A 25,944-nucleotide genomic window follows, 5' to 3' on the forward strand; every position below is an offset into this window, starting at 1 on the left:
TAACTGGCGTATTGGCGTGCAGCAACTTTAATCAACGTTATGCCCTGTTAAAACGTTGACGTCACAAGGATGCCCGCCAATGTGGTTACCCCGTTCTCTGCTCCTGCTTTCAGCCTTTTGTCCACTCGTCCTGGCCAGTCCGCTGCCACTGATGCCCTGGCCGCAGCAGGTGGAGCAGCCCGCCAGTGGCGGTGCACTTACCCTGACGCCGCAACTGACGCTGCAAATCTCAGGTGATCATCTGGCAGGTGCTGAAGCGCGCTGGCTGGCGCGAATCAGTAACCAGACGGGCTGGCCGCTGTTGCCTGCATCCCAGCCGGTGGCCGCGCCGACTATACGTATCGTCATTGCAAAGGCGGTGGACCCGCTGCCACTGCCCGACAGCGATGAGAGCTATCAGTTGCAGGTCGATGGCGACGGCGTCCTGTTAACTTCACCCAGCCGTTTTGGCGCGATGCGCGGTATGGAAACCCTGCTGCAACTTATCCAGAACGGTGCACAGGGCACGACGATTCCTTACGTGACCATCCACGATCATCCCCGCTTTCCGTGGCGTGGTGTGCTGATCGACACAGCGCGCCACTTTATGCCGGTAGAGACACTTAAACGTCAGATCGACGGCCTGGCCGCCGCGCGGATGAACGTCTTTCACTGGCATCTCACTGACGATCAGGGCTGGCGCTTTGCCTCCAGCCACTATCCCCAGCTGCAGCAGAAAGCCAGCGATGGCAACTACTACAGTCAGCAGCAGATGCGGGAGATTGTGAAATATGCCACCGAGCGTGGGGTGCGTGTGGTGCCTGAGCTGGATATGCCGGGACACGCCTCAGCGCTGGCGGTGGCGATGCCGGAGCTGATAAGCAGACCGGGAAATTATCAGATGGAGCGCGGCTGGGGCGTCTTTAAACCGCTGCTCGATCCCAGTAACGAACAGGTTTATCAGGTGATCGACACGCTGGTGGGTGAGATGGCGGCGATCTTCCCCGATCCCTGGCTGCACATCGGCGGCGATGAAGTCGATCCCACCCAGTGGAACGACTCACCCGCGATTCAGCAGTTCATGCGCGATCACAATCTGAAAGATGCGCATGCGCTTCAGGCGTACTTCAATCAGCGGGTGGAAAAGATCCTGGAAGCCCATCACCGTCAGATGGTGGGCTGGGATGAGATCGCCCATCCCGATCTGCCGCGCAGCATTCTGATCCAGTCGTGGCAGGGCCAGGATACGCTGAGTGCGCTGGCAAAAGAGAACACGCGCGGCATTCTCTCCACCGGGTTCTACCTCGATCAGCCCCAGCCTGCCAGCTACCACTACCGCAATGAGGTCACGCCGCGCGGGCTCAACGGCCTGGATCGTCTGCGGCCCGGCGATCAGGCGCAGAGCTGGTCATTCACGATGCCGCGCCTCAAAGGCAGCCCGGTGAAGGGCAGCTTTACGCTCATTCAGGGCGAGTCGGGCTGGCGCGGTTTTATCGACTTCGACGGCAAGTCCCGGCGGATGGTTCGTGAGATCAACTGGCTCTCGACGCAGCAGGTGCAGTTCAGCGTGGATAGCTGGATGGGACCGTTCCAGCCGGTGTTCACGCTGCAGCAGCCGTCCCTCAAAGGCTATGTGCTGGTAGGCAACGTCCGTTATCCCACCAGCGGTCAGCGCCTGATGCAGCCGCCGGCGGGCATCGCGCCCGTGCTGCCCACGCCAGAACAGGTGCAGCACAATCTGCTGGGTGGTGAGGCAGCGCTGTGGGCGGAAAACATCAACAGCCAGATTATTGATACCAAATTGTGGCCGCGCGCCTTTGTGGTGGCTGAGCGGTTATGGTCGGCAGAGGATGTCACGAACATGGATTCAATGTATTCGCGGCTGTCAGCGATGGATCGCTGGAGCACTGTATCGGTGGGAACGCTGCAGCAAGCCCAGACGGAGCAGCAAATGATGCGGCTGTCCAACGGGCACGATATTGCCCCACTGCAAATACTGGCTGAGGTGCTGGAACCGGCGCAGTACTACACCCGCCAGCATCTGAAGTTTCAGGCGGGCCATTACGACTATCACGAGCCGTTAAACCGGCTGGCGGATGTGCTGCCTGCCGAGAGTGAGGCGGTGCGCCAGCTGGCGCAGCATGTCGCCGTGTTAATCGCCAACCGTAATAACCCGGCCGCTGCCTCCGCAGTTCGTGCGCCGCTGCAGCGCTGGCAGGCCAACACGACTGCGGTAATGCCGATCATCAACGGTAGCGCGACGCTGAAGCCGCTGGCACACAGCGTGCAGCAGATTGAGGTGCTGAGCACCATGGGCCTCGCGCTGGTGAATGCTTACGTCCGCAATCAGGCGTTTGGTGCCAGCGAAGTGGCGGAGATGCATGCGACACTCGATGCCGCTGCGCAGGTGCAGGATGAAACGGTGATTGCGCTGGTCAGGCCGCTGGAGACGCTGTTGCGCGCCTTTCAGTAAATGCGGTGGCCGGTGCGGAACCGGCCACCGTGGCATCAGGCCGGGCCGCTGACTGAATGGCGACGCACCAGCGTCGGGCTGAACATGTGGGTGACTTCTGGCAGCGGCAGATCGTTAGCCAGTGCCAGCGCAAGCTGGGCTGCCTGCTGCGCCATGGTGACAATCGGATAGCGGACGGTGGTGAGGCGCGGTCGCACATAGCGCGACACCAGCACATCATCAAAGCCGATCAGTGACATCTCTTCCGGCACGCGAACACCGTTATCGCTCAGCACTGCCAGTGCACCTGCCGCCATGGAGTCGTTGTAACAGGCGACAGCGGTAAAGTTCCTGCCGCGCCCCAGCAGTTCCGTCATCGCCTGCTCACCGCCGACTTCATCCGGTTCGCCCCAGGTGACCAGCCGGTCGCTGCACGGCAGGCCGTGCTCTTTCAGCGCATCGTAGTAACCCTGCAGGCGATCTTCGGCATCAGAGATGGTGTGGGTCGAACAGATAAAGGCGATATTCTGATGGCCGAGCTGGATCAGATGACGGGTGGCAAGCCAGGCACCGTAGCGATCGTCAAGCGCAATACAGCGCTTTTCAAAGCCTTTTATCAGCCGGTTCAGCAGCACCATACCGGGCACCTGCTTCATCAGCACTTCCAGCTCTGCGTCGGGAATTTTCTTGGCGTGAACCACCAGCGCCGCGCAGCGATGACGCATCAGCTGTTCAATCGCCTGCCGCTCTTTTTGCTCATTATGGTAACCGTTACCAATCAGCAAAAAGTTACCGGTATCGCCTGCCACCTCATCCACGGCTTTAACCATCGCGCCAAAAAAGGGATCGGAGACGTCACCGACAATCAGGCCGAGCGTTTCGGTCGATTGTTGCGCCAGCGCGCGTGCGTTGGCATTCGGGTGATACTGAAGCTGCTCCATCGCCTGGCCTACGGCCTGTCGGGAGCTGTCGCTGGCTTTGGGAGAATTATTGATTACACGTGAGACTGTGGCGACAGAAACGCCCGCCAGTCGCGCAACATCCTTTATGGTAGCCATGCGTTGACCTGCTTTGGGGAAAACGTTTACACATCACATCAGTGTTACGGAAAAGGGCGGACACATCAACCCGACAGAATGTCAGCGTCGTCGCAAAAAGGGGCGAAATCGGGCACTCAGGCACATCTTCTGCTCAGCCGCCGCCCCGTGTTATGCTCAATCTCCCACCTGGCTACCGTGAAAAACAACGATGAAAACCAAAGTGCCACATCTGGCTCACTGGGGCGCCTTTACCGCCGTCACTGAAAACGATCGCCTGATTGGCTGCGAACCCTTCTTCGCCGATGCCGATCCGTCACCGATGATCCACACCATTCCTGAACTGGTCTACTCCGACAAACGCATTCGCCAGCCGATGGTGCGTCGGTCGTGGCTAAAGTCACGCGAAAAGAGCGATCGCACGCTGCGTGGCCGGGAAGATTTTGTCGCCGTCGACTGGGAAACCGCGCTGGACCTGGTGGCGGAGGAGAATCGCCGCGTGCGCGAGCGTTACGGTGCATCGGGCATTTTCAACGGCTCCTACGGCTGGTCATCGGCTGGACGCGTTAATCACGCCCGCACCCTGGTTCGTCGTTTCTACTTTCAGGGTGGCGGTGGCGTCGATCAGCAGGGCAACTACAGCTGGGGTGCCGCGCAGTTCTTCCTGCCCTATGTAATCGGCACGTATATGCCGCTGACCGGGCGTGTCACCGAATGGCCGCAGGTGGTGGAACACGCCGAAATTTTTGTCGCTTTTGGTGGGCTGGCGCTGAAAAATGCCCAGGTTGCCTCGGGTGGCGCAGGGCAGCACAGCCTGAAACCGGCGCTGATGCAGCTGGCGGCCAAAGGGACGCCAGTAATCAACATCAGCCCGATGCGCGATGACTGCCCGGAATTCGTTAACGCCGAGTGGATCCCGATTCGCCCCAATACCGACGTGGCGCTGATGCTGGCGCTGGGCCATGAAATCACCCAGCGCGGCGCGGTTGACGAAGCGTTTCTCGCCAGCCACTGCACCGGCTGGCCGCAGCTGCGTGCCTATCTGCTGGGTGAAACCGACGGCGTGGCGAAAACCGCTGGCTGGGCCAGTCGTATCACCGGCGTTCCAGCGGATAGAATTGTGCAGCTGGCGCAGCAGCTGACCGGCAAGCGCAGCTTTATTACCTGCTCCTATTCCGTTCAGCGCGCCCATCGCGGCGAACAGCCTTACTGGATGATGATTGCGCTGTCGTCGATGCTCGGCCAGCCAGGCCTGCCGGGCGCAGGTTTCTCCTTTGGTCACGGTTCAATGAACAGCGTTGGCAACCCGCGTCAGGAGGGGCCAGCCCCGATGATGAGCACCGGCCCCAATCCGTCCGGGCTGTCGATTCCGGTGGCGCGCATCAGCGACATGCTGCTCAATCCCGGCCAGCCGTACCGCTTCCAGGGCGAAACGCTGCACTATCCCGACATTCACATGGTGCACTGGGCGGGCGGCAATCCGTTCCATCATCACCAGCAGCTGAACCGGCTGGTGGAGGGGTGGCAACGGCCCGATACGGTGGTGGTGCAGGATATCGTCTGGACGCCTGCTGCGCAGATGGCGGATATCGTGCTGCCTGCCACCACCACGCTCGAGCGCAATGATATAGGCGGCTCCTCACGCGACCGCTTTGTGCTGGCGATGCATCAGGCGATTAAACCGCAGCACCAGGCGCGCAACGACTTCGATATTTTTGCGGACCTGGCCGAGCGCCTCGGCTATCGCGATACCTTCACCGAAGGGCGCAATGAGATGCAGTGGATCGCCCATCTTTATCAGCAGTGTGCGACCGCGCATCAGCGCAAAGGCATCGATTTCCCCGAATTTGATGCGTTCTGGCAGCGCGGCTTTGTGGAAATTCCGGAAGGGGGCAAGCCCTATCAGTTTATGGAGGCGTTCCGCGCCGATCCGCAGGCGAATCCGATTAAAACCGCCAGCGGCAAAATCGAGCTTTTCAGCCAGACCATTGCGGACTACCAGCTTGACGATTTTGCCGGTCATCCGGAGTGGCGTGAACCGCAGGAGTGGCTCGGCTCGCCGGTCAGCCACGACTATCCGCTGCACATGATCTCAATTCAGCCTTCGGACCGGTTACACAGCCAGCTGGATGCCACCGAAACGGTGCAGGGCAATAAAACTGCCGGACACGAAACGCTCTACATGCATCCACAGGATGCAGCAGCGCGCGGTCTGGTGGAGGGCGACGAGATTGAGGTGAGCAACGCACGCGGCGTGATGCTGGCGGGCGTGCGGATCACCGAGGGTGTGACGCAGGGCGTGGTCATTATCTCCACCGGTGCCTGGTTTGATCCCGGCTTCGGCAAGGCGTGGCAGCCGCACGATCGCGCGGGTAACCCCAATGTGCTGACGCTTGATATCGGAACCTCGTCGCTGACGCAGGGACCAAACGCCATGAGTTGCCTGGTGGAAATCAAAAAACATCAGGATTGCACAATAGCGTAAGGATCTCATGGCTGGTTACATTTTGCGGGTAACTGTTGCGTTTGAGAGATAGCAGCCGATTAATCCCTCTTGCTACATTCAGGGTCCCAGAGGTATTGATGGGTGAACATCAATAGATTTTCTTGATTACACCAACCTGCGCAGATGCGCAGGTTTTTTTTGCCCAAAATCTGCGGCCGATAACGAACTGATACACAGTTTTCCTGTTATACAGCCAGCGCTTTCTTTATAACTGCTGGCACCAGCCTCTTTCTCTTTATTTTGCGCAGCGGAATGCCATGCCCCGGATTAAAAAACTACTGGGAAAAGACCAGATAAAAGCGCCATTTAACCCTTTTCGTTTTCGGCTGATCTGCCTGGGTGTCACGACCTGTCTGGTGGTGCTGCTGGCGCGCGTCGCGGACCTGCAGTTCCTGAATCAGCCGATGCTGGAGCACGAAGCCGATCAGCGATCGCTGCGTACCGTCACGCTGCCGACCAGCCGCGGTACCCTGCTGGATCGTAACGGTGAAGCGCTGGCGCTTAGCGTGCCATCGCGCGATGTCATTGCCGATCCGCAGCGTGTGCTTGAGAGTAACCCCGATTTCACCAGCGCTAAATGGGCCTATCTTGCGGCGGCGCTTAACACCCGTCCTGAAGAGCTGGCGGCGCAGATCACCGCCAACCCGAAACGTCGCTTCCTCTATCTGGGCCGTAAAGTTGAACTGGGCATCGCGAAAGATATTAAAGAACTGAAGCTGAAAGGCATCAGCGAAGTCTACGATGACAGCCGTTTCTATCCGATGAGCGAGGCCTCTGCGCCGCTGCTCGGCATTGTGGGGGCGGATAACGTGGGTCTTAATGGCCTGGAAAAAGGCTTTGATAAGGTGTTGCAGGGCGAGCCGGGCAAAGAGGTCTATCGTCAGGATGCGGCGGGCAATATCATCGCAATGATCAACTATCAGCCGCCGACTCAGCCGCCAACGGTGCAGCTCAGCATCGACAAATATGACCAGTACACGCTTTACAGCAAACTGCGTGACGGCGTGCTGATCAACAAGGCGGATTCAGGCGCCGCCGTGCTGGTGAAAATTGACACCGGCGAGATTCTGGCGATGGCCTCCTATCCGTCGTTCAACCCTAATAACTACGAAGGGGCGACCCCGGCGCAGATGCGTAACTCGGCCATCAATGACAGCTATGAGCCGGGATCGACTGTTAAGCCGTTAGTGGTCATGGAGGCGCTGGAGCGCCACCTGGTGCGCCCGGATTCCGTCATCGATACCACGCCTTATAGCGTGAACGGCCACCTGATCCGCGACGTCGGTCACTGGCCGCGCCTGACCATGACGGGCATTCTGCAGAAATCGAGTGATATTGGCGTATCACACCTCGCGCTGGCGATGCCTGCGGAAGCGCTGGTGAATACCTATCAGGCGTTTGGCCTGGGTAAACCCACCGGATTAGGGCTGACCGGCGAAAGCGTCGGCTACTTCCCGCTGCACCGTACCCGCTGGGCCGATATCGAGCGGGCCACTTTCTCCTTTGGCTACGGCCTGCGTGTCACGCCGCTGCAGATTGCCCGTGAATACGCCACGCTCGGCTCTTATGGCGTTTACCGTCCGCTGTCGATCACCCGCGTTACGCCACCGGTCATGGGGCGGCAGGTTGCCAACCCGGAAACGGTGAAAGAGGTGGTGCATATGCTGGAGAGTGACGTCCTGCCGGGAGGAACCGGGCTGAAAGCCGCGGTGCCGGGTTATCGTCTGGCGACCAAAACCGGTACGGCGGAAAAAATGGGCACCAGCGGCAAGTATGATGGCGGCTACGTCAACTACACCGCCGGTATTGCGCCAGCCAGCCACCCTGAAGTGGCGCTGGTGGTGATGATCAACCATCCAACGGCAGGCGATCACTTCGGTGGCTCGGTTGCCGCACCAGTGTTCGGTAATATTATGGGGCCGGTGCTGAAACACATGAACATTGCGCCAGATGCCATTTACACGAAACCGGCGACCAATACTTCGGATAAATCTTAGTGGAATCAGAGTGTAAGCGAGACGTGAAAGATATTCACACCTCGTTGCACTTCCCCGAATTCGGTTGCGTTTTCTCGCTGTCCCCGCGCGGTCAATCAGTGCGAGGATAGCAGTCCCAGAGGTATTGATGGGTGTGAAAACAACACCGCTTCGGCAGTGAGATCCCTGTTATTACACCAACCCACGCAGATGCGTGGGTTTTTTTTGCCTGCTCGCCGGACGCTCTCTTCCCCGCTGTATAACCGCCGTTAAATCATCATCGTTCTTAACGAAACCCTGACAGTTTGCCAATAGAAAGGCGCGTCGGCTTTCACCGATAATGGCCGCCGTGAACCCTGGCGTTTTTTTGCTCGCCTCAGCCGGTTCACACTGCCGCATTCCGCATGTTCCGGGATTTCTTTTTCTGCTTACCTGAAGAGTTTGACGATGACTCACCTTTCTCGCCCCGGGCGTACTTTTGGGCTCAAATGGCTGCTCCTGTTGCTGGTGGTTGCGATTGTCGCGGGCGTTATCTGGCGTCTGCTGACGGCGGGTCATGGGCCGGGTGAGGGGATGCCGCCGGGCAGGCATGGCGCGCATGGCATGATGGGCGGCGGGGCGACGCTGGTTCACAGCGGTATGGCCAGCACGGCGGATGTGCCGGTGTGGCTCAATGCGCTCGGCACGGTGATCCCCAACGCCAGCGTGACGGTGACCAGCCGCGTTGACGGCCAGCTGGAGCAGGTTTTCTTTACCGAAGGGCAGAAGGTCAGTGCCGGGCAGTTGCTGGCGCAGATCGATCCGCGCAGCTATCAGGCGACGCTGAACCAGTATCAGGGCGAACTCAGCGAAAATCAGGCGCTGCTGAACAGCGCCGAACTGACGCTGGCGCGCTACCGCAAACTGGCGGCACAGGACGCGCTGGCGCGTCAGGATCTGGACAGCCAGATTGCCACCGTCGGGCAGTATCGCGGTGCGGTCGCCGCCGATCAGGCGCAGATCGCCAGTGCGAAGCTGAGCATTGAATATGCCCGCATCACCGCCCCGATCAGCGGGCGCGTCGGTTTGCGTCAGATCGACCCCGGCAACATGGTTCAGAGCGCCAGCAGCACGGGCCTGGTGACGATCACCCAGATGCAGCCCGCCGCCGTGACCTTTAGCGTGCCGCAAAGCGATATCCCGGCGCTGGTCAGCGTCCTGCATCAGGGCCAGAGCCTGCCCGCCACGCTGTTTGATCAGGACAACCAGCATCAGCTCGCCAGCGGCGAAGTAAAGTTCATCAGCAACCAGATCGACATTGCTACCGGCACCGTGGCGCTGAAAGCGGTATTCGCCAACCAGGATGAGTCGCTGTTTGCTAACCAGTTTGTCAATCTGCGACTGCAGATCCGGTTGCTGAAAGGCGCGACGGTGATCCCGGCGCAGGCGCTGCAGTTGAGCAGCGACGGCAGCTTTGTCTTTGTGATCAATCAGGATCACACCGTCACGCGCAAAGCGGTCACCACTGGCCCTGCGTTCGGCGACGATCAGCAGGCGATCCTCAGCGGCGTTTCGCCAGGCGATCGGCTGGTGACAGAAGGGATCGATCGCCTCACCAGCGGCAGCAAAGTCACGCTGGCCGATGAGACACCTGCTGCCGGTGCCGTGTCGAAATGAACCCGTCTCGCCTGTTTATTCTGCGTCCGGTCGCCACCATCCTGCTGATGGTCGGCGTGCTGATCTCTGGCATTTTTGCCTATAAATTTCTGTCGACCTCGGCGCTGCCGCAGGTCGACTATCCGACTATTCAGGTCACCACGCTCTATCCGGGCGCCAGCCCGGATGTTATGGCGTCGTCAGTCACCTCGCCGCTGGAGCGCCAGTTAGGGCAGATGGCCGGGCTGAGCCAGATGAGCTCCACCAGCGCCAGCGGCGCGTCGATCATTACCCTGAAGTTCAGCCTCGATCTCTCGCTGGATGTCGCCGAGCAGGAGGTGCAGGCAGCGATCAATGCGGCGAATAACCTGCTGCCCGACAATCTGCCCAATCCGCCGACCTATAAAAAGGTTAACCCGGCGGACAGTGCAGTGGTGACGCTGGCGGCGAGCTCTAACACGCTGCCGCTGACCGAGGTGCAGGATCTGGTCAATACCCGGGTAGCACTGAAGCTGTCGCAGATCTCCGGTGTCGGGATGGTGACGCTGGCGGGCGGACATCAGCCCGCGATTCGGGTGCAGATGAATCCTCAGGCGCTGGCGGCGCATCATCTGACGCTGGAGGCGGTGAATACGCTGATTGGCAACAGCAACGTTAATGGCTCTAAAGGCGGCTTTGACGGGAAATATCATTCGGTCACCATCGACGCCAACGACCAGCTGCGCACCGCCGACGCGTACGGCAACCTGATCCTCACCTATGAGAACGGCGCGGCGCTGCGCCTGAAAGATATCGCCCATATTGAACAGGGCCCGGAGAACAGCTTCCAGTCAGCGTGGGCCAACAACCAGCCGGCGATTGTGATTAGCGTGCAGCGCCAGCCGGGCGCAAACGTAATTCAGGTGGTGGACAACATCAAGGCGCAGCTCCCCGCGCTGCAGGCGGCGCTGCCGGACGGGGTGAAGATGACGATTCTCTCCGACCGCACTCAGACCATCCGCGCCTCGATCAGTGATGTGCAGTTTGAGCTGATGCTGTCGATTGCGCTGGTGGTGATGGTGACCTTCCTGTTCCTGCGCAACGTGGCCGCTACGCTGATCCCCAGCGTGGCGGTGCCGCTGTCGCTGATCGGCACCTTTGGTGTGATGTATCTGGCAGGCTTCAGCCTGAATAACCTGTCGCTGATGGCGCTGACTATCGCCACCGGTTTTGTTATTGATGACGCCATCGTGGTGGTCGAGAACATTTCCCGGCGGCTGGAGCAGGGCGAGTCGCCGATGGAGGCTGCGCTGAAGGGCTCACAGCAGATTGGCTTCACCATCATCTCGCTCACCTTTTCACTGATTGCCGTACTGATCCCGCTGCTGTTTATGGGTGATGTGGTCGGGCGACTGTTTCGGGAGTTCGCGATCACGCTGGCGGTGGCGATTCTGGTGTCGATGCTGGTGTCGCTGACTCTGACGCCAATGCTGTGTGCGTATCTGCTGCGCCACATTCCGCCCGAACAGCAGTCAACTTTTTCCCGCAAGGGCGGCGAACTTTTCGATGCGCTGGTGCGCGGCTATGACCGGCTGCTGACCGTGGTACTTAACCATCAGAAACTGACGCTGCTGGTGGCGCTGGCGACCTTCGGGCTGACCGCGCTGCTCTATATGATGGTGCCGAAGGGCTTCTTTCCGACCCAGGATACCGGGCTGATTCAGGGCATTACTGTCGCCTCACAGGATGTCTCATTTAAAGCGATGGCCACGCGGCAGCAGGCATTGTCGGCTCTGATTCTGAAAAACCCGGCGGTGGAAAGCGTCTCATCGACGATTGGCATCGACGGCACCAACACCAGCCTCAACAGCGGACGGTTACAGATCAACCTTAAGCCATTTGGCTCGCGTGATGTGAAAGCGGATGAGGTGATTAAACAACTGCAACAGGCGACCGCCGATGTGCCAGGTATCCGGCTCTATCTGCAACCGGCGCAGGATCTCACCGTCAACGACCAGGTCTCGCCGAGTCAGTATCAGTTCACCCTGGACGACGCCGACAGTGAGAATCTGGTCAGCGGGTCGTCAAAAATGGTGGCAGCGTTGCAGCAGCGGCCCGAATTTAATGGCGTGGTAAGTAACCTGCAGGATCAGGGGCGCGTCTCATACGTTGAGCTGAACCGCGATAAAGCGGCGCGCTTTGGTATTACTGCGTCGGACGTGGACACCGCGCTCTATAACGCTTTTGGTCAGCGTCTGGTCTCGACTATTTTCACCCAGTCGAATCAGTATCGGGTGGTGCTGGAAGTGGCTCCGGCTTACCAGCAGGGTCCGGCGTCGTTTGATGATGTTTATCTGCAGCCCTCTTCCGGCAGCAGCTCGTCATCAACCACCAGCACGGCTTCATCCACGGCTTCGTCATCAACATCAACGTCTTCATCAACGTCGACGTCCAGCTCAGCTTCTGATAGCGACACGGCCAGCAGCGGCATGGTGAAACTTACCGCTATCGCCACTATTCATCAGCGCACCGGCTCGCTGATGCACATGCGGCTGAATCAGTTTCCGGCGGTGATGATCTCCTTCAACCTTAATCCGGGCTACTCGCTGGAGGATGGGCAGCGGGCGATCGCCGACGTGCGGCAGCAGTTGCACCTGCCAGAGAGCACCACGCTGCGTTACCAGGGCGAAACCTCGGCGTTCCAGAGTGCCACCGGCAACACGCTGTGGCTGATTCTGGCGGCGCTGATCACTATGTATGTGGTACTCGGCATCCTCTACGAGAGCTTTATCCATCCGGTCACCATTCTCTCAACGCTGCCGTCGGCGGCGGTGGGCGCGCTGCTGACGCTGTTGCTGGCAGGCACGGAGTTCAGCCTGATTGCGCTGATTGGGGTCATCCTGCTCATCGGCATCGTGAAAAAGAACGCCATCATGATGATCGACTTCGCGCTGGAGGCAGAACATAAGCAGCATCTCAGCCCGCGTGACGCGATTCATCAGGCCTGTCTGCTGCGCTTCCGCCCGATCCTGATGACGACCATGGCGGCGTTGCTCGGCGCGTTACCGCTGATGCTGGCTTCCGGCTCGGGCGCAGAGCTGCGGCAGCCGCTGGGGCTGGTGATTGTCGGCGGGCTGATTGTCAGTCAGGTGCTGACGCTCTTCTCCACGCCGGTGATCTACCTGCTGTTTGATGGGCTGGCGCAGCGCGGCAATGCCTGGGTGAAACGCCGTCAGCAGCAGGCGCGGAGTGGACAATGAATCTGACCCGGCTGTTTATCTTTCGTCCGGTGGCGACGCTGTTGCTGACGCTGGCGATACTGTTGCTCGGCGCGCTGGGCTACCGGCTGCTGCCGGTGGCACCGCTGCCGCAGGTCGATTTCCCGACCATCATGGTCAGCGCCAGCCTGGCGGGGGCCAGCCCGGAAACGATGGCCGCCACCGTCGCGACGCCGCTGGAGCGTTCGCTGGGGCAGATTGCCGGTATTAGTGAGATGACCTCCAGCAGTTCGCAGGGCTCCAGCACGGTCATCCTGCAGTTTGATCTGGACCGCGATATCAATGGCGCGGCACGCGACGTACAGGCGGCGATCAACGCGGCGCGCAGCCTGCTGCCGAGCGCGATGGCCTCGCTACCCACTTATCGCAAAGCCAACCCGTCAGATGCGCCAATTGTCATGCTGGCGCTGACCTCCGCCACCCGCTCGCCCGGCGAGCTTTATGACCTGGCAGAGAGCAAAATCGAACAGGTGATGGGGCAGGTGCAGGGCGTCGGCGAAGTCTCGCTGATGGGCAGCGCTTTACCCGCGGTGCGCATCGATCTGCAGCCGCTGAAGCTGACGCATTACGGCATCTCGCTGGAGACGGTGCGCGCCGCTGTCGCCAACAGCACCACCAATCTGCCCAAAGGAATTTTGCAGAGCAGTGACCAGTCGTGGCTGGTGGACAGCAACGGACAGCTGGAAAAGGCCGCCAGCTACCGCGATCTGATCATCACCTGGCAGCAGGGCAAAGCGGTGCGGCTGCGCGACGTCGCCACGGTCTATGACTCGGTGGAAGATCGTTATCAGGCGGGATTCCTCAATGCCACGCCTGCGGTGATGATCGGCATTAAACGTCAGGCGGGCGCGAACATGCTCGAAACCATCGACGCGATCAAAGCGCAATTGCCGCTGCTGGAAAAAAGTCTGCCCGCTGACAGCCAGCTGAAAGTGGTGGTTGACCGTTCGCCCGGCGTGCGCGCCTCACTGTATGACACCGAAGAGACGCTGCTGATCGCGGTGCTGCTGGTGATTGCGGTGGTGTTTATTTTCCTGCGCAATCTGCAGGCGGTGATCATTCCGGCGCTGGCGCTGCCGGTGTCGCTGATCGGCACCTGCGCGGTGATGTACCTGCTGGGTTACAGCCTGGATAACCTGTCGCTGATGGCGCTGATCGTCTCCACTGGCTTCGTGGTGGATGATGCGATTGTGGTGCTGGAGAATATCACTCGCCATATTGAGCGTGGGCTGAGTCCGCTGCGGGCGGCGCTGCGCGGGGCGCAGGAGGTGAGCTTCACCGTGCTGTCGATGACCGTGTCGCTGATTGCGGTGTTTATCCCGATCCTGCTGATGGGCAGCATTGTTGGACGGCTGTTCCGCGAATTCGCCGTAACGCTCACCGTGTCGCTGCTGATCTCGCTGTTCGTCTCACTCAGCCTGACACCGATGCTCTGCGCACGCCTGCTAAAGCCCAAACCGCCCGTCAGCCAGCGACCACATCCGCTTTATCAGTTTATTGAAAATCAGCTGAACCGCCTGCTGGCTGCCTACGGACGCGGGCTGGCCTGGGTGATGCGCCATCAGAAGCTGACGCTGCTCAGCCTGCTGCTGACCGTGCTGCTGAACGTTTTTCTCTTTACCGTGGTGCAAAAGGGCTTTTTCCCCAATCAGGACACCGGGCTGCTGATGGGCGCGCTGCGTGCCGATCAGAACATCTCATTCCAGGCGATGAAGCCGAAAATGCTGATGTTTACAAAGATCATTCAGAAAGATCCGGCGGTCGAGAGTGTGATGTCGTCTATGGGCAGCGGTATGTTTGGCTCCCGCAACAGCGCCAACTTCTTTGTGCGGCTTAAGGATTTTAGCCAGCGCGATGCCACGGCTACTGAAGTGGCTAACCGACTGACGCGCAAAACCAGCCATATCGCCGGGGCGCAGATGTTCCTGATGGCGGCGCAGGATCTGCACATTGGCGGACGTAGCGCTAACGCGACGTATCAATACAGCCTGCAGGCGGACGATCTTGCGCTGCTGCGGGTCTGGACGCCGAAAGTGCAGGCGGCGCTGGCAGCCATTCCCCAGCTTAACAGCGTAGATTCCGACTCGCAGACCGGCGGTCAGGAGGTGGAGCTGACGATTGACCGCGACCGCGCCACCCGACTGGGCGTCAACGTGAAAATGCTGGATACACTGCTGAATAATGCCTTCAGCCAGCGGCAGATCGCCACGCTCTATCACACTCTGAATCAGTATCACGTGGTGATGTCGCTGCAGGACAGCGACACCGCGAATCCGGCGACGCTACAGCAACTCTATGTGATTAACGACAGCGGTGATCGCGTGCCGCTCTCCGCCTTTGTCCGTTTCAGCGGTGGCAACGCGCCGCTGTCGGTAGCGCATCAGGGCCAGTCTGCCACCAGCACGGTGGCATTTAACCTCAATGATGGCGTTTCGCTGGAGCAGGCGCAGTTACTGATTAAACAGGCGATGGCGAAGCTGGGCCTGCCCTCGACCATTCATGCCGGTTTTGCCGGTACCGCCGCGGCCTTTTCACAGCTGACCGCCACCATGCCGTGGCTGATTCTGGCGGCGCTGGCGGCGGTCTACATCGTGCTCGGCGTGCTCTATGAGAGCTATATCCATCCGCTGACCATTCTCTCGACGCTGCCGTCAGCGGGCGTCGGAGCGATGCTGCTGCTGCTGCTGACCAACACGCAGCTCACGGTGATCGCGCTGATTGGCATCATCCTGTTGATCGGCATCGTGAAAAAGAACGCCATCATGATGATTGATTTCGCCATTGATGCGGAGCGGCGGTTGGGCATGTCGCCGCAGCAGGCGATCACCCAGGCGTGCCTGATGCGCTTCCGGCCAATCATGATGACCACACTGGCCGCCTTTTTTGGCGCCTTGCCGCTGGCGCTGGGCAGCGGCGGTGATGCCGACCTGCGCAGTCCGCTGGGGATAGCGATTGCAGGTGGGCTGGCGCTTAGCCAGCTGCTGACACTGTTCACCACGCCGGTTGTTTATCTTTGGCTCGATCGTCTGGGCCGTGCCACTCAACGTCAATGGCGTCGTTTGCGCCCTGCGGAATCCTGATCCATGAAACCTCTCATCCCGTTTGTTGTGATGCTGCTGTGCGGCTGTAGCGTGGGTCCTGACTATCAGCGCCCGTCTGTAGCGATGCCGGTTCACTATAAAGAGGCCCGAGGCTGGCAGCCGGCGACACCGCTGGATGCGCAAAGCAAAGGCGAGTGGTGGACGGTTTACCATGACGCCACGCTGAGCGGGCTGTTGAGCCAGGTCAGCGTGTCAAATCAGAACGTAGCTACCTATGCCGCGCAGTACCGGCAGGCGCAGGCTCTGGCGGCTGAGTCACGTGCAGCGCTGTTTCCCTCGCTGGACTATGACGGCAGCGTAACGCGCAGCGGCAGCCATGCCACCAACAGCAGCGTTCGCACCACCAGCAGCAGCCATCAGGCGGAATTGAGTGCCAGCTGGGAGCTGGATCTGTGGGGTAAACTGCGGCGCACGCTGGAGGAGAACCGCGCCAGTGCTTCGGCCAGCGCGGCAGAACTGGCCAACATCACGCTGAGTGCCCAGTCTGAGCTGGCGCAGGACTATTTCCAGCTGCGCATCATGGATCAGAAAATCGCGCTCTATCAGCAGAGCGTTGATGCTTATCAGCACTATCTGAACGTGATCACCAGCCAGTATCAGGCGGGCACCGCGTCGCGTGCCACGCTGGCCCAGGCGCAGCTGCAACGGGAGAGCGCCAGCGCCTCGGCGCAGGATTATCAGTGGCAGCGTGCGCAGATGGAGCACGCCATTGCACTGCTGATCGGCAAAGCTCCGGCCGACTTCAGTCTGCCCGCTGCGCCACTGACGGCCACATTACCCGCGATTCCGGCAGCCCTGCCGGGCGAGCTGTTACAGCGCCGTCCCGATATCGCGTACGCCGAACGTAATATGGCCGCCGCCAATGCCGCCGTCGGTGTGGCGGTAGCCGGTTACTATCCTGAACTGACTCTGAGCGCGAGTGGTGGTGTCAGCGCCTCCGTGCTGCATTCGCTCTTCTCGCTGCCGGACCGCGTCTGGTCACTGGGACCAGCGCTAAGCGGTACATTGCTCGACGCGGGTGCGACCTCGGCGAAGGTCGATCAGGCGCGGGCAAGCTGGGATGCCAGCGTGGCCACCTATCGTCAGACGGTGCTGACCGCGATGCAGGAGGTGGAAGATAAGCTGGTGGAGTTGAACACGCTGCAGGGCGAAATCGCCGCGCAGCAGCGCGCCACCGATGCGGCCCAGACTTCGGCGCGGGTGACGCGCCTGCAGTATGAGGCGGGCATGATTGACTACTTGGATGTGGCGACCACTGAGAACAGCAGCCTGAGCGCACAGCAGAGTTTGCTGACGCTTGCGACCACGCAGTGGGTGAGCAGCGTCGCGCTGATTGCCGCGCTGGGCGGTGGCTGGCAGGCTCCCTGAAGCCGCATCAGATTGCCGATAATTCGGTTGTCGAACCGCGTCAAATCCTGCATCGTGAGGGCTATTTTTCACGATGCTAAGGAGCTGGCATGGCTTTCACACTTTTACGCCTGATATTTCGCCTGTTATGGCGGGTCGAACTGCGGGGCGACGTCGCCGAACTGCATAAGCAGAAGGTATTGATCACACCGAACCATATGTCGTTTCTGGACGGCATGTTGCTGGCGCTATTTTTGCCTGTTAAACCGGTGTTTGCCGTCTACTCGACCATCAGCGAAAGCTGGTTTATGCGTCTGGTTAAACCCTTTATCGACTTTGTGCCGCTGGATCCCACCCGGCCCATGGCGCTGAAGCAGCTGGTTCGGCTGATTGATACGGGCCGTCCGGTGGTCATCTTCCCGGAAGGACGAATTACTGTTACCGGCTCGCTGATGAAAATCTACAGCGGGGCAGGCTTTGTCGCGGCGCGTTCCGGCGCTAACGTCGTGCCAATGCGCATTGAAGGCGCTGAATACACGCCGTTTGGTCGTCTGGCGGGCGTGTTTAAACGTCGCCTGTTCCCGCGCATCACTCTCACCGTTCTGCCCGCCACCCGCATTCCGATGCCAGAGGCGAAACGGGCGCGCGATCGCCGCGTGCTGGCCGGTGAGCATCTGCATCATGTGATGATGGAAGCGCGCATGGCAGTGCGTCCGCGTGAAACCCTGTTTGAGGCGTTTCTGGCGGCGCGGACGCGTTACGGCGCGTTTAAGCGCTGCATCGAAGATGTGAATTTCAAACCCGACAGCTATAACGGCCTGCTGAAGAAGTCGCTGGGCGTAGGCCGTATTCTGGAGCGTTACAGCCAGCCGCGTGAAGTGGTGGGGCTCCTGCTGCCTAATACCACCGTGACGGCGGCGGCGATTTTCGGTGCCACACTGCGCGGGCGCGTTCCGGCCATGCTCAACTATAGCGCGGGCGTTAACGGCATGCGTGCAGCACTGACCGCGGCGCAGATTAAAACCGTCTTCACGTCGCGGCAGTTCCTGGACAAAGGCAATCTGTGGCATCTGCCGCAGGGGCTGGACGATGTGCAGTGGATCTACCTGGAAGATCTGAAAGATACCGTCACGGGCAAAGACAAGCTGTGGATCCTTGCCCATCTGCTGATGCCGCATCGCGCCCAGTTACCTCAACAGCCGGAAGATGCCGCGATGGTGCTGTTTACCTCCGGCTCTGAAGGCAACCCTAAAGGCGTGGTGCATTCCCATAAAAGTCTGCTGGCGAACGTCGAGCAGATCCGCACCATCGCCGACTTCACGCCGCGCGACCGCTTTATGTCGGCGCTGCCGCTGTTCCATGCGTTTGGTCTGACCGTCGGGCTGTTTACGCCGCTGATGACCGGTGCTCAGGTCTTCCTCTATCCCAGCCCGCTGCACTATCGCATCGTGCCGGAGCTGGTTTATGACCGTAACTGCACCGTGCTGTTCGGCACCTCAACCTTCCTGGGTAACTACGCGCGCTTTGCCGCGCCCTATGATTTTGCCCGTCTGCGCTATGTCGTTGCGGGTGCGGAGAAGCTGCAGGAGAACACCCGTCAGCTCTATATCGAGAAGTATGGCATTCGCATTCTCGAAGGCTACGGCGTCACCGAGTGCGCGCCGGTTGTGGCGATTAATGTGCCGATGGCAGCGAAGACACACACTGTGGGACGCATTCTGCCGGGCATGGATTCACGCCTGATGTCAGTGCCGGGCATTGAGCAGGGCGGACGCCTGCAACTGCGTGGACCAAACGTGATGAAGGGCTATCTGCGGGTCGAAAATCCTGGCGTGCTGGAAGCCCCGGCCGCCGACGACGGCGAAGGTAATCTGGAAGCGGGCTGGTATGACACCGGTGATATCGTCAGCTTCGATGAAGGCGGTTTCTGCCAGATTCAGGGACGTGCCAAACGCTTTGCGAAGATTGCGGGTGAGATGGTGTCGCTGGAGATCGTCGAGCAGATCGCGCTGAAGGCGTCGCCGGAGAAACAACATGCGGCGTCGCTGCGTCCGGATGGACAGCGCGGCGAGGCACTGGTGCTGTTCACCACGGACGCTGAACTGGTGCGCGACAGGCTGCAGAAAGCAGCCCGCGAGCTGGGTGCGCCAGAGCTGGCACTGCCGCGTGATATCCGCGTCATGAAGCAGTTGCCGCAGCTGGGCAGTGGTAAACCCGATTACGTCACGCTGAAAAAAATGGCGGAAGAGGAGCAGGCATGAGCCTTGATCGTAATGCGCCGCTGATGTCGCGCGGCATGATTGCCGTGATTATCGCCCAGTTCTTTTCGGCGTTTGGCGATAACGCGCTACTGTTTGCCACGCTGGCGGTACTGAAAAGTCAGTTCTATCCCGACTGGAGTCAGCCGGTCTTACAGATGCTGTTTGTCGCGGCCTATATTCTGCTGGCGCCGTTTGTCGGTCAGGTGGCGGACAGCATGGCGAAAGGGCGGGTGATGATGCTCGCTAACAGCCTGAAGCTGCTGGGCGCGCTGGTGATCTGCTTCGGCTTCAATCCTTTCATTGGCTATACCCTGGTGGGCGCGGGCGCAGCGGCTTACTCGCCGGCCAAATATGGCATCCTCGGTGAGATCACCCACGGCGAGAAGCTGGTGAAAGCCAACGGGCTGATGGAGGCTTCGACTATCGCCGCTATTCTGCTGGGTTCGGTGGCGGGCGGCATGCTGGCTGACTGGCATATTCTGGCGGCGCTGGGCATCTGTGCGCTGACCTACGGCATCGCTGTGGTCGCGAACCTGTTCATCCCGAAACTGCAGGCGGCACGGCCTGGTCAGAGCTGGCAGTTTGGCGTGATGGTACGCAGCTTTTTCAGTGCTGCCGCGCTGCTCTGGCGTGACGCAGAAACCCGCTTCTCGCTGCTCGGCACCAGTCTGTTCTGGGGCGCAGGCGTAACGCTGCGTTTCCTGCTGGTGCTCTGGGTGCCGGTGGCGCTGGGGATCAATGACAACACCACGCCAACCACGCTGAATGCCATGGTGGCAATCGGCATTGTGATTGGCGCAGCGGCGGCGGCGAAGCTGGTGACGCTGGAGACCGTGCGTCGCTGTATGCCGGCTGGTGTGCTGATTGGTGTCATGGTGGTGGTCTTTGCGCTGCAGCACTCTCTGCTGAATGCTTATTTAGTGCTGATGCTGATTGGTGCACTGGGCGGTTTCTTTGTGGTGCCGCTGAATGCGCTGTTACAGGCGCGGGGCAAAGAGAGTGTCGGTTCAGGCAACGCCATTGCGGTACAGAACCTGGGTGAGAACAGCGCCATGCTGATTATGCTGGGGCTCTATACGCTGGCGATTAAGGCGGGCGCGCCTGCGGTAGCGACGGGCGTCGGCTTTGGCGTGCTGTTTGCGCTTGCGATCGCCGTGTTGTGGCTGTGGCGACCTGCTAAGCGTTAAGTGATTCACCGCCGCTCTCCTGTATCCCCGGAGAGCGGCGGCTTACGCTTTAGCGACGAATCGCAATCGCTTCGATTTCGATTTTCACATCTTTTGGCAGACGCGCCACTTCGACACAGGAACGCGCCGGGAAGTGAGCTTCATGCTCGGTGAAAAACGCTTCATAGGTCGCGTTGACCGTGGCGAAATCATTCAGGTCCTTTACGAACACCGTGGTCTTCACGATGTCGCCAACCTTCAGACCCGCAGCTTCAACAATCGCCTTCACATTTTCCAGTGACTGACGCGCCTGTGCGGCAATGTCATCTGCCACCTGGCCGGTCGCCGGATCAACCGGAATCTGACCGGAGGTCATGATCATGCTGCCCAGATCGACACCCTGAACATAGGGACCGATAGCGGCAGGGGCTTTTTCAGTACTGATTTCACGAGACATCATGGCTCCTTTGATTACGTCGTCAGGCGGCGATGCCGCCAGTGTTGCCCATTATAAGGTCGGGCAGGGCGATTACCAGTGACCGAGCACCACATGGCGGGCGAACTCTTTCTCGCAATATTTGCACTTCAGATGCACATCGTCGGCGCGCTGCTTCACGGTAAAGCTGGAGAAGACCGGCTCACTTCGGCTGATACAGTTGCTGTTGGGGCAGGTCAGCACCCGTTCAACATGATCCGGCAGCGTCGGGGCGATCTTCGCCACTACTTCATAATTGTCGATGCGGTTAACCGTGGCATGGGGCGCATAGACCGCCAGCTGATTGACCTGATCGTCAGTGAGAAACGTATTTTCAATCTTAATCAGGTCTTTGCGGCCCATCTCACCCGACGGCAGATTCAGACCGATGGTAATGCGCTGATCGGTTTCGGTCAGCCGGAACAGGGAGAGCAGTTTAAAGCCAATCTGTGCCGGAATGTGGTCGATGACCGTGCCGCGTTTGATCGCTTCGACCTGCAATTTGTTGTCTTGCGTCATGGGAAATCTCCTTACAGGGCGAGTTCGCTGTTTAAAACCAGTGCCAGCAGAGCCTGGCGCGCATAGATGCCGTTACCCGCCTGCTGGAAATACCAGGCGTAAGGGGTTTTGTCGACATCGGTGGTGATCTCATCGATGCGCGGCAGCGGATGCAGCACTTTCATGTTGTCACGTGCCGTCGTGAGATCGGTGGCGCGCAGAATAAACTGCGCTTTTACGTTGGCATATTCTGACGGATCGAGCCGCTCTTTCTGCACCCGCGTCATGTAAAGAATATCAAGCTGCGGCATCACTTCTTCAAAGCTGTCGTGACGTGACCAGGCGATATTCTTCTCATCCAGCATGTCAGTGATATAAGCCGGCATTGCCAGCGCATCGGGCGCGATAAAGAAGAAGCGGTTACCATCAAACTTCGCCAGCGCCTGCGTCAGAGAGTGCACCGTGCGGCCATATTTCAGGTCACCGACCATCGCCACATTCAGCTGACCAAGACGGCCCTGGGTCTCCTGAATGGTGAAGAGATCGAGCAGGGTCTGGGTCGGATGCTGGTTCGCGCCGTCACCGGCGTTGAGAATCGGAATGCCGCCAGAGAACTCCGTTGCCAGCCGCGCCGCGCCTTCCTGCGGATGACGCATCACAATCGCATCAACGTAGGTGCTGATCACGGAAATGGTATCGGCCAGGGTTTCGCCTTTCTTGCCCAGCGAGGTATTACTGCCGTCAGCAAAGCCTACCGCTGATGCGCCAAGGCGATGAATCGCGGTCTCAAACGACAGGCGGGTACGGGTCGAGGCTTCAAAGAAGCAACTGGCAATAACCTTGTGCTTCAGCAGTTCCGGCTGCGGATGGGCTTTCAGCCTGGCGGCGGTGTCCAGTGCCAGTTCCAGCTCTTCACGACTGAGGTCGTTGATTGAAATGATGTGCTTGCGATATAGCGGGTTAGGCATAGCTCTCTCCTCTGCGCGGCCGGATTGCGGACAAAAAAAAACCCCTCAATGAGGGGCTTTTTTTAAGATCGGTGACGCCAGGTAAGGAAAAACGACACTGCCCGCCTGCGGTGAGGCGCGTCTGGGCGACAATGTCAGCGGTGTTTAACAACATACTTCCTCCCGGCAAATCGCCGCAAAGTATACGCGGTTCCGCAGTGACTTCAAGACGTGATCCCGCTTCTTGTTGACATATCGGACCACGTTTCCTCATCTGCAGGAGGATTTAACAGTCTGAGGATCCGGCGATGCAACTGACGGGTTTGCTGCGTGTTACGTGGGGCAATCCAGATACTGTTGTTGGTGGCAACAATACCCAGTATCCCCGGCAGTTCGCCGTGTTCAATCACCCGGGCTATCGCACGGGCATATCCTGCAACCACATGAACTATAACAAAATTATCGTTAAAATCAGCGTCGATCACCATCGCGCAAAGCGGGCTGATTGCATCGGGTTTCGCCTGCGTTAACGGGTTTAAAGCGTAGATTCTCTCTCCTCTGGCATTGGCTATTTTAATCACGTCCAGCAAGGTTATCAGCTTTGAGATCGTTGACTGACTGATATCAGGCCAGCCACGCTGCTGGAAGGCCAGCCTGATCTCCTGCTGACTGTGAAAGCTGTGGTTGGCGATAAGCTGGCGGCAAAGTGCCAGTTGCTGCTGTTCTCTCTCTAATGTTGCCCTGGATTTTTTTACCATCGCATTATTTTACGCTGTGGTGGGTGGGGAATAAGGCCGTAGTGAATCAATAAAGTTTCTATTAATTATGAGGTTATAATGCTGCCCCGAGGCCAATTACCGCCATCAGCAGCACGAAGAGGATCAGCAGCAGCGGGGCGATCCATTTCACCCAGCGCACGTAGGGCACGCGAGCAATCGCCAGGCCGCCCATCACCACGGCGGAAGTGGGGGTGATCAGATTAACCAACCCGGAAGCTGACTGATAGGCCGTCACGACCAGATCCCGGTTGATACTGGCGAAATCGGCCAGCGGGGCGAGGATCGGCATGGTTAACACTGCCAACCCGGAAGAGGAAGGTACCAGAAATGATAAGATCACCTCGAGGAGGAACATCACGCTGATAAAAGCGACGGATGAGAGGCCGGTGACAATCTCTTCAGCAGCATGCAGAACGGTATGGGTAATCATCCCGTTATCCATGACCACCACGATGCCGCGGGCGATACCAATAATCAGTGCCACCCCCAACAGATCTCGCGCACCGTCGATAAAGGTGGTGGTCAGCTCTTTCTCGCTCATCCGGGCAATCAGTCCAATCATAATCGCAGCCACCAGAAACACGCCGGAGATTTGCGCCATCCACCACCCCTGCACGGAGACGCCATAAATCATGATGGCAAAGGCTAAAGCAAACAGCAGCAGGATCACTTTACGCACCGGCGTGAAGGCCAGCATGTTGCCGCTGGGTTGATTACGCAGGAAAAACGATCGGTGTTCTTCCTGCAGATCTGCCACAATCGACCTGGCTGGATCTTTACGGATACCGATCGCATAGCGCATCACCCAGGCGACGCAGATCAGCCAGCCGAGCAACAGAATGATCAGACGCAGCCCGATCCCGGCGGTAAATGGGATCCCCGCAGCATTGGAGGCTATTACGGTAGCAAAGGGATTGATCGTCGATCCCAGGGTGCCGATTCCGGCTCCCAGCATTACTACAGCAGCGGCAACCACCGAGTCGAAACGGGCGGTAAGCATCACCGGCACTAGCAGAGAATAGAAAGGTAGCGACTCTTCGGCCATGCCATAAATGGTGCCGCCTGCGGCAAACAGCGCCATCAGTATCGGGATCATCCACTCTTCTTTGCCCCGCAGGCGCTGCGTCACCCGCTCAATACCGGCATCAATTGCCCCGGTTTTGGTCACCACGCCAAGAAACCCGCCAATCACCAGAATAAATAGCGCGACATCAATCGCCCCGGCCTGGTCGGTCTTGTGATTATAAAAACCGTCGCCTGGGGCCAGTACTATTGCCACCAGCCCCTGTGGTTGCGGGGCCGTTGGCTGCCAGGTTCCGGCAATGGGCACCTCTTTATTCAGGGCCGGGTTCATCTCCATCCGGTATTGCCCGGCAGGAATAACCCAGGTCAGGCCAGCCACCAGGGCAATCAGCACCAGCAAAATGGTATAGGCCGAAGGAAAGCTGAATTTATGCATAACGTCTTATCCTTTGTCGTCAGCCAGCCGCCCCCGCACCAGGTACGGCGGCGGCTGAGGGAGTTAACTGCCCAGAGTCGCCACCATCACCGCTTTGATGGTGTGCATACGATTTTCCGCTTGGTCAAAAACAATCGAATGAGAGGATTCGAACACGTCATCGGTGACCTCCAGCCCCTTCAGCCCGTAAGCCATTTCGATTTCGCGACCTGTTTGCGTCTGCTCATTGTGGAAAGCAGGCAGGCAGTGCATAAATTTCACCTGCGGGCTTTGCGTGGCCTTCAGTACGGCAGCATTCACCTGATAAGGGGTCATCAGCGCCACTCGCTCGGCCCAGGCGTCCTTGCTCTCTCCCATTGAGACCCACACATCGGTGTAGAGGAAATCCACACCTGCCACGCCTTCTGCCACATCCTCAGTCAGTACGATCCTTGCGCCGCTCTCCTTCGCCAGCTCGCGACATTGCGCAACCAGCTCTTCCTCCGGCCAGAAGGACCGTGGGGCTACCAGGCGAATATCCATCCCCATCTTCGCAGCCCCCACCATCAGGGAATTTCCCATATTGTTGCGGGCGTCGCCGAGATAGGCAAAGGCGATTTGATGCAGCTGTTTGCCCGGCGCGTGTTCCAGCATGGTCATCAGATCGGCCAGGATTTGCGTGGGGTGAAATTCGTTGGTCAGGCCGTTCCAGACCGGCACGCCGGCAAAGGCGGCTAGCTCCTCGACGATTTGCTGCCCAAAGCCGCGGTACTCAATACCGTCATACATCCTGCCCAGCACACGGGCGGTATCTTTCATCGACTCTTTATGGCCAATCTGCGAGCCGCTGGGGCCGAGATAGGTCACCTTAGCGCCCTGATCGAAGGCCGCCACCTCGAATGCGCAACGAGTACGGGTGGAAGTCTTCTCAAAAATCAGCGCGATATTTTTCCCAATCAGCTTCTGCTCCTCGTGGCCGCTGTATTTGGCTTTTTTAAGCGAGAAGGAAAGATCAATCAGGAACTGAATCTCTGTGCGGCTGAAATCAAGCAGCTTGAGAAAATGGCGGTTATGTAATGAAACAGGCATG

16 protein-coding genes are annotated in these 25,944 nt (G+C 59.1%); 9 read left to right on the forward strand and 7 right to left on the reverse strand.

Annotated elements, in window-relative coordinates:
* Positions 1 to 79 precede the first annotated feature (79 nt).
* Positions 80 to 2,452, forward strand: coding sequence for a beta-N-acetylhexosaminidase (locus AC6I77_RS02180; protein WP_140033745.1), 2,373 nt, complete (start codon positions 80 to 82; stop codon positions 2,450 to 2,452).
* Positions 2,453 to 2,487: 35 nt separating this feature from the next.
* Here AC6I77_RS02180 and galR read toward each other — a convergent pair whose 3' ends face one another.
* Positions 2,488 to 3,489 carry an HTH-type transcriptional regulator GalR gene (gene galR / locus AC6I77_RS02185; protein WP_003851033.1) on the reverse strand — a complete coding sequence of 334 codons (1,002 nt, stop codon included), beginning with the start codon at positions 3,487 to 3,489 and terminating at the stop codon, positions 2,488 to 2,490.
* Positions 3,490 to 3,679: 190 nt separating this feature from the next.
* On the opposite strand from galR, the gene AC6I77_RS02190 reads away from it, so the two are divergent.
* The 8 genes from AC6I77_RS02190 (at position 3,680) to lplT (ending at position 20,738) form a co-directional block, all read left to right on the forward strand.
* Complete coding sequence (locus AC6I77_RS02190; RefSeq protein WP_078804835.1) at positions 3,680 to 5,953, forward strand: molybdopterin guanine dinucleotide-containing S/N-oxide reductase; 2,274 nt, start codon at positions 3,680 to 3,682, stop codon at positions 5,951 to 5,953.
* Between the two features lie 278 nt (positions 5,954 to 6,231).
* The gene (locus AC6I77_RS02195; RefSeq protein ID WP_003851029.1) at positions 6,232 to 7,971 is read left to right on the forward strand and encodes a penicillin-binding transpeptidase domain-containing protein; all 1,740 of its coding nucleotides are present in this window, start codon (positions 6,232 to 6,234) and stop codon (positions 7,969 to 7,971) included.
* A gap of 426 nt (positions 7,972 to 8,397) precedes the next feature.
* A complete protein-coding gene (locus AC6I77_RS02200; RefSeq protein WP_078804834.1) occupies positions 8,398 to 9,606 on the forward strand; it encodes an MdtA/MuxA family multidrug efflux RND transporter periplasmic adaptor subunit in 1,209 nt (402 codons plus the stop codon).
* Positions 9,603 to 12,824 carry an efflux RND transporter permease subunit gene (locus tag AC6I77_RS02205; protein ID WP_078804833.1) on the forward strand — a complete coding sequence of 1,074 codons (3,222 nt, stop codon included), beginning with the start codon at positions 9,603 to 9,605 and terminating at the stop codon, positions 12,822 to 12,824. The genes AC6I77_RS02200 and AC6I77_RS02205 overlap by 4 nt, the downstream gene beginning before the upstream one ends.
* On the forward strand, positions 12,821 to 15,922 hold the full coding sequence (locus tag AC6I77_RS02210) for an efflux RND transporter permease subunit (RefSeq protein ID WP_008925438.1): 3,102 nt from the start codon (positions 12,821 to 12,823) through the stop codon (positions 15,920 to 15,922). The genes AC6I77_RS02205 and AC6I77_RS02210 overlap by 4 nt, the downstream gene beginning before the upstream one ends.
* 3 nt (positions 15,923 to 15,925) lie before the next feature.
* A complete protein-coding gene (locus AC6I77_RS02215; protein WP_078804829.1) occupies positions 15,926 to 17,311 on the forward strand; it encodes an efflux transporter outer membrane subunit in 1,386 nt (461 codons plus the stop codon).
* 89 nt (positions 17,312 to 17,400) lie between these two features.
* A complete protein-coding gene (gene aas / locus AC6I77_RS02220) occupies positions 17,401 to 19,551 on the forward strand; it encodes a bifunctional acyl-ACP--phospholipid O-acyltransferase/long-chain-fatty-acid--ACP ligase (protein ID WP_003851019.1) in 2,151 nt (716 codons plus the stop codon).
* The gene (lplT, locus tag AC6I77_RS02225) at positions 19,548 to 20,738 is read left to right on the forward strand and encodes a lysophospholipid transporter LplT (protein WP_003851018.1); all 1,191 of its coding nucleotides are present in this window, start codon (positions 19,548 to 19,550) and stop codon (positions 20,736 to 20,738) included. Before aas ends, lplT begins: the two co-directional genes overlap by 4 nt.
* Positions 20,739 to 20,787: 49 nt before the next feature.
* On the opposite strand, the gene ridA is transcribed toward lplT, so the two are convergent.
* From ridA to argF, 6 genes are all read right to left on the reverse strand, one after another.
* Entirely contained in the window at positions 20,788 to 21,174 is a 387-nt protein-coding gene (ridA, locus tag AC6I77_RS02230; protein WP_003851016.1) for a 2-iminobutanoate/2-iminopropanoate deaminase, read from the reverse strand.
* 72 nt (positions 21,175 to 21,246) lie between these two features.
* Positions 21,247 to 21,711, reverse strand: coding sequence for an aspartate carbamoyltransferase regulatory subunit (pyrI, locus tag AC6I77_RS02235; RefSeq protein WP_078804827.1), 465 nt, complete (start codon positions 21,709 to 21,711; stop codon positions 21,247 to 21,249).
* Positions 21,712 to 21,722: 11 nt separating this feature from the next.
* A complete protein-coding gene (gene pyrB / locus AC6I77_RS02240) occupies positions 21,723 to 22,658 on the reverse strand; it encodes an aspartate carbamoyltransferase (protein ID WP_008925443.1) in 936 nt (311 codons plus the stop codon).
* A gap of 203 nt (positions 22,659 to 22,861) precedes the next feature.
* Positions 22,862 to 23,395 carry an arginine repressor gene (locus tag AC6I77_RS02245; RefSeq protein WP_003851014.1) on the reverse strand — a complete coding sequence of 178 codons (534 nt, stop codon included), beginning with the start codon at positions 23,393 to 23,395 and terminating at the stop codon, positions 22,862 to 22,864.
* 73 nt (positions 23,396 to 23,468) lie between these two features.
* Positions 23,469 to 24,875, reverse strand: coding sequence for a YfcC family protein (locus AC6I77_RS02250; RefSeq protein WP_008925446.1), 1,407 nt, complete (start codon positions 24,873 to 24,875; stop codon positions 23,469 to 23,471).
* Positions 24,876 to 24,938: 63 nt separating this feature from the next.
* Entirely contained in the window at positions 24,939 to 25,943 is a 1,005-nt protein-coding gene (argF, locus tag AC6I77_RS02255) for an ornithine carbamoyltransferase (protein ID WP_003851012.1), read from the reverse strand.
* Position 25,944 lies beyond the last annotated feature (1 nt).

The sequence above is a fragment of the Pantoea sp. X-Soil-ISGK-259 genome (genome assembly GCF_059730705.1).

Coding starts and splice junctions, on each gene's coding strand:
- AC6I77_RS02180 (WP_140033745.1), top strand. CDS start 80: ATGTGGTTACCCCGTTCTCTGCTCCTGCTTTCAGCCTTTTGTCCACTC.
- galR (WP_003851033.1), bottom strand. CDS start 3,489: ATGGCTACCATAAAGGATGTTGCGCGACTGGCGGGCGTTTCTGTCGCC.
- AC6I77_RS02190 (WP_078804835.1), top strand. CDS start 3,680: ATGAAAACCAAAGTGCCACATCTGGCTCACTGGGGCGCCTTTACCGCC.
- AC6I77_RS02195 (WP_003851029.1), top strand. CDS start 6,232: ATGCCCCGGATTAAAAAACTACTGGGAAAAGACCAGATAAAAGCGCCA.
- AC6I77_RS02200 (WP_078804834.1), top strand. CDS start 8,398: ATGACTCACCTTTCTCGCCCCGGGCGTACTTTTGGGCTCAAATGGCTG.
- AC6I77_RS02205 (WP_078804833.1), top strand. CDS start 9,603: ATGAACCCGTCTCGCCTGTTTATTCTGCGTCCGGTCGCCACCATCCTG.
- AC6I77_RS02210 (WP_008925438.1), top strand. CDS start 12,821: ATGAATCTGACCCGGCTGTTTATCTTTCGTCCGGTGGCGACGCTGTTG.
- AC6I77_RS02215 (WP_078804829.1), top strand. CDS start 15,926: ATGAAACCTCTCATCCCGTTTGTTGTGATGCTGCTGTGCGGCTGTAGC.
- aas (WP_003851019.1), top strand. CDS start 17,401: ATGGCTTTCACACTTTTACGCCTGATATTTCGCCTGTTATGGCGGGTC.
- lplT (WP_003851018.1), top strand. CDS start 19,548: ATGAGCCTTGATCGTAATGCGCCGCTGATGTCGCGCGGCATGATTGCC.
- ridA (WP_003851016.1), bottom strand. CDS start 21,174: ATGTCTCGTGAAATCAGTACTGAAAAAGCCCCTGCCGCTATCGGTCCC.
- pyrI (WP_078804827.1), bottom strand. CDS start 21,711: ATGACGCAAGACAACAAATTGCAGGTCGAAGCGATCAAACGCGGCACG.
- pyrB (WP_008925443.1), bottom strand. CDS start 22,658: ATGCCTAACCCGCTATATCGCAAGCACATCATTTCAATCAACGACCTC.
- AC6I77_RS02245 (WP_003851014.1), bottom strand. CDS start 23,395: ATGGTAAAAAAATCCAGGGCAACATTAGAGAGAGAACAGCAGCAACTG.
- AC6I77_RS02250 (WP_008925446.1), bottom strand. CDS start 24,875: ATGCATAAATTCAGCTTTCCTTCGGCCTATACCATTTTGCTGGTGCTG.
- argF (WP_003851012.1), bottom strand. CDS start 25,943: ATGCCTGTTTCATTACATAACCGCCATTTTCTCAAGCTGCTTGATTTC.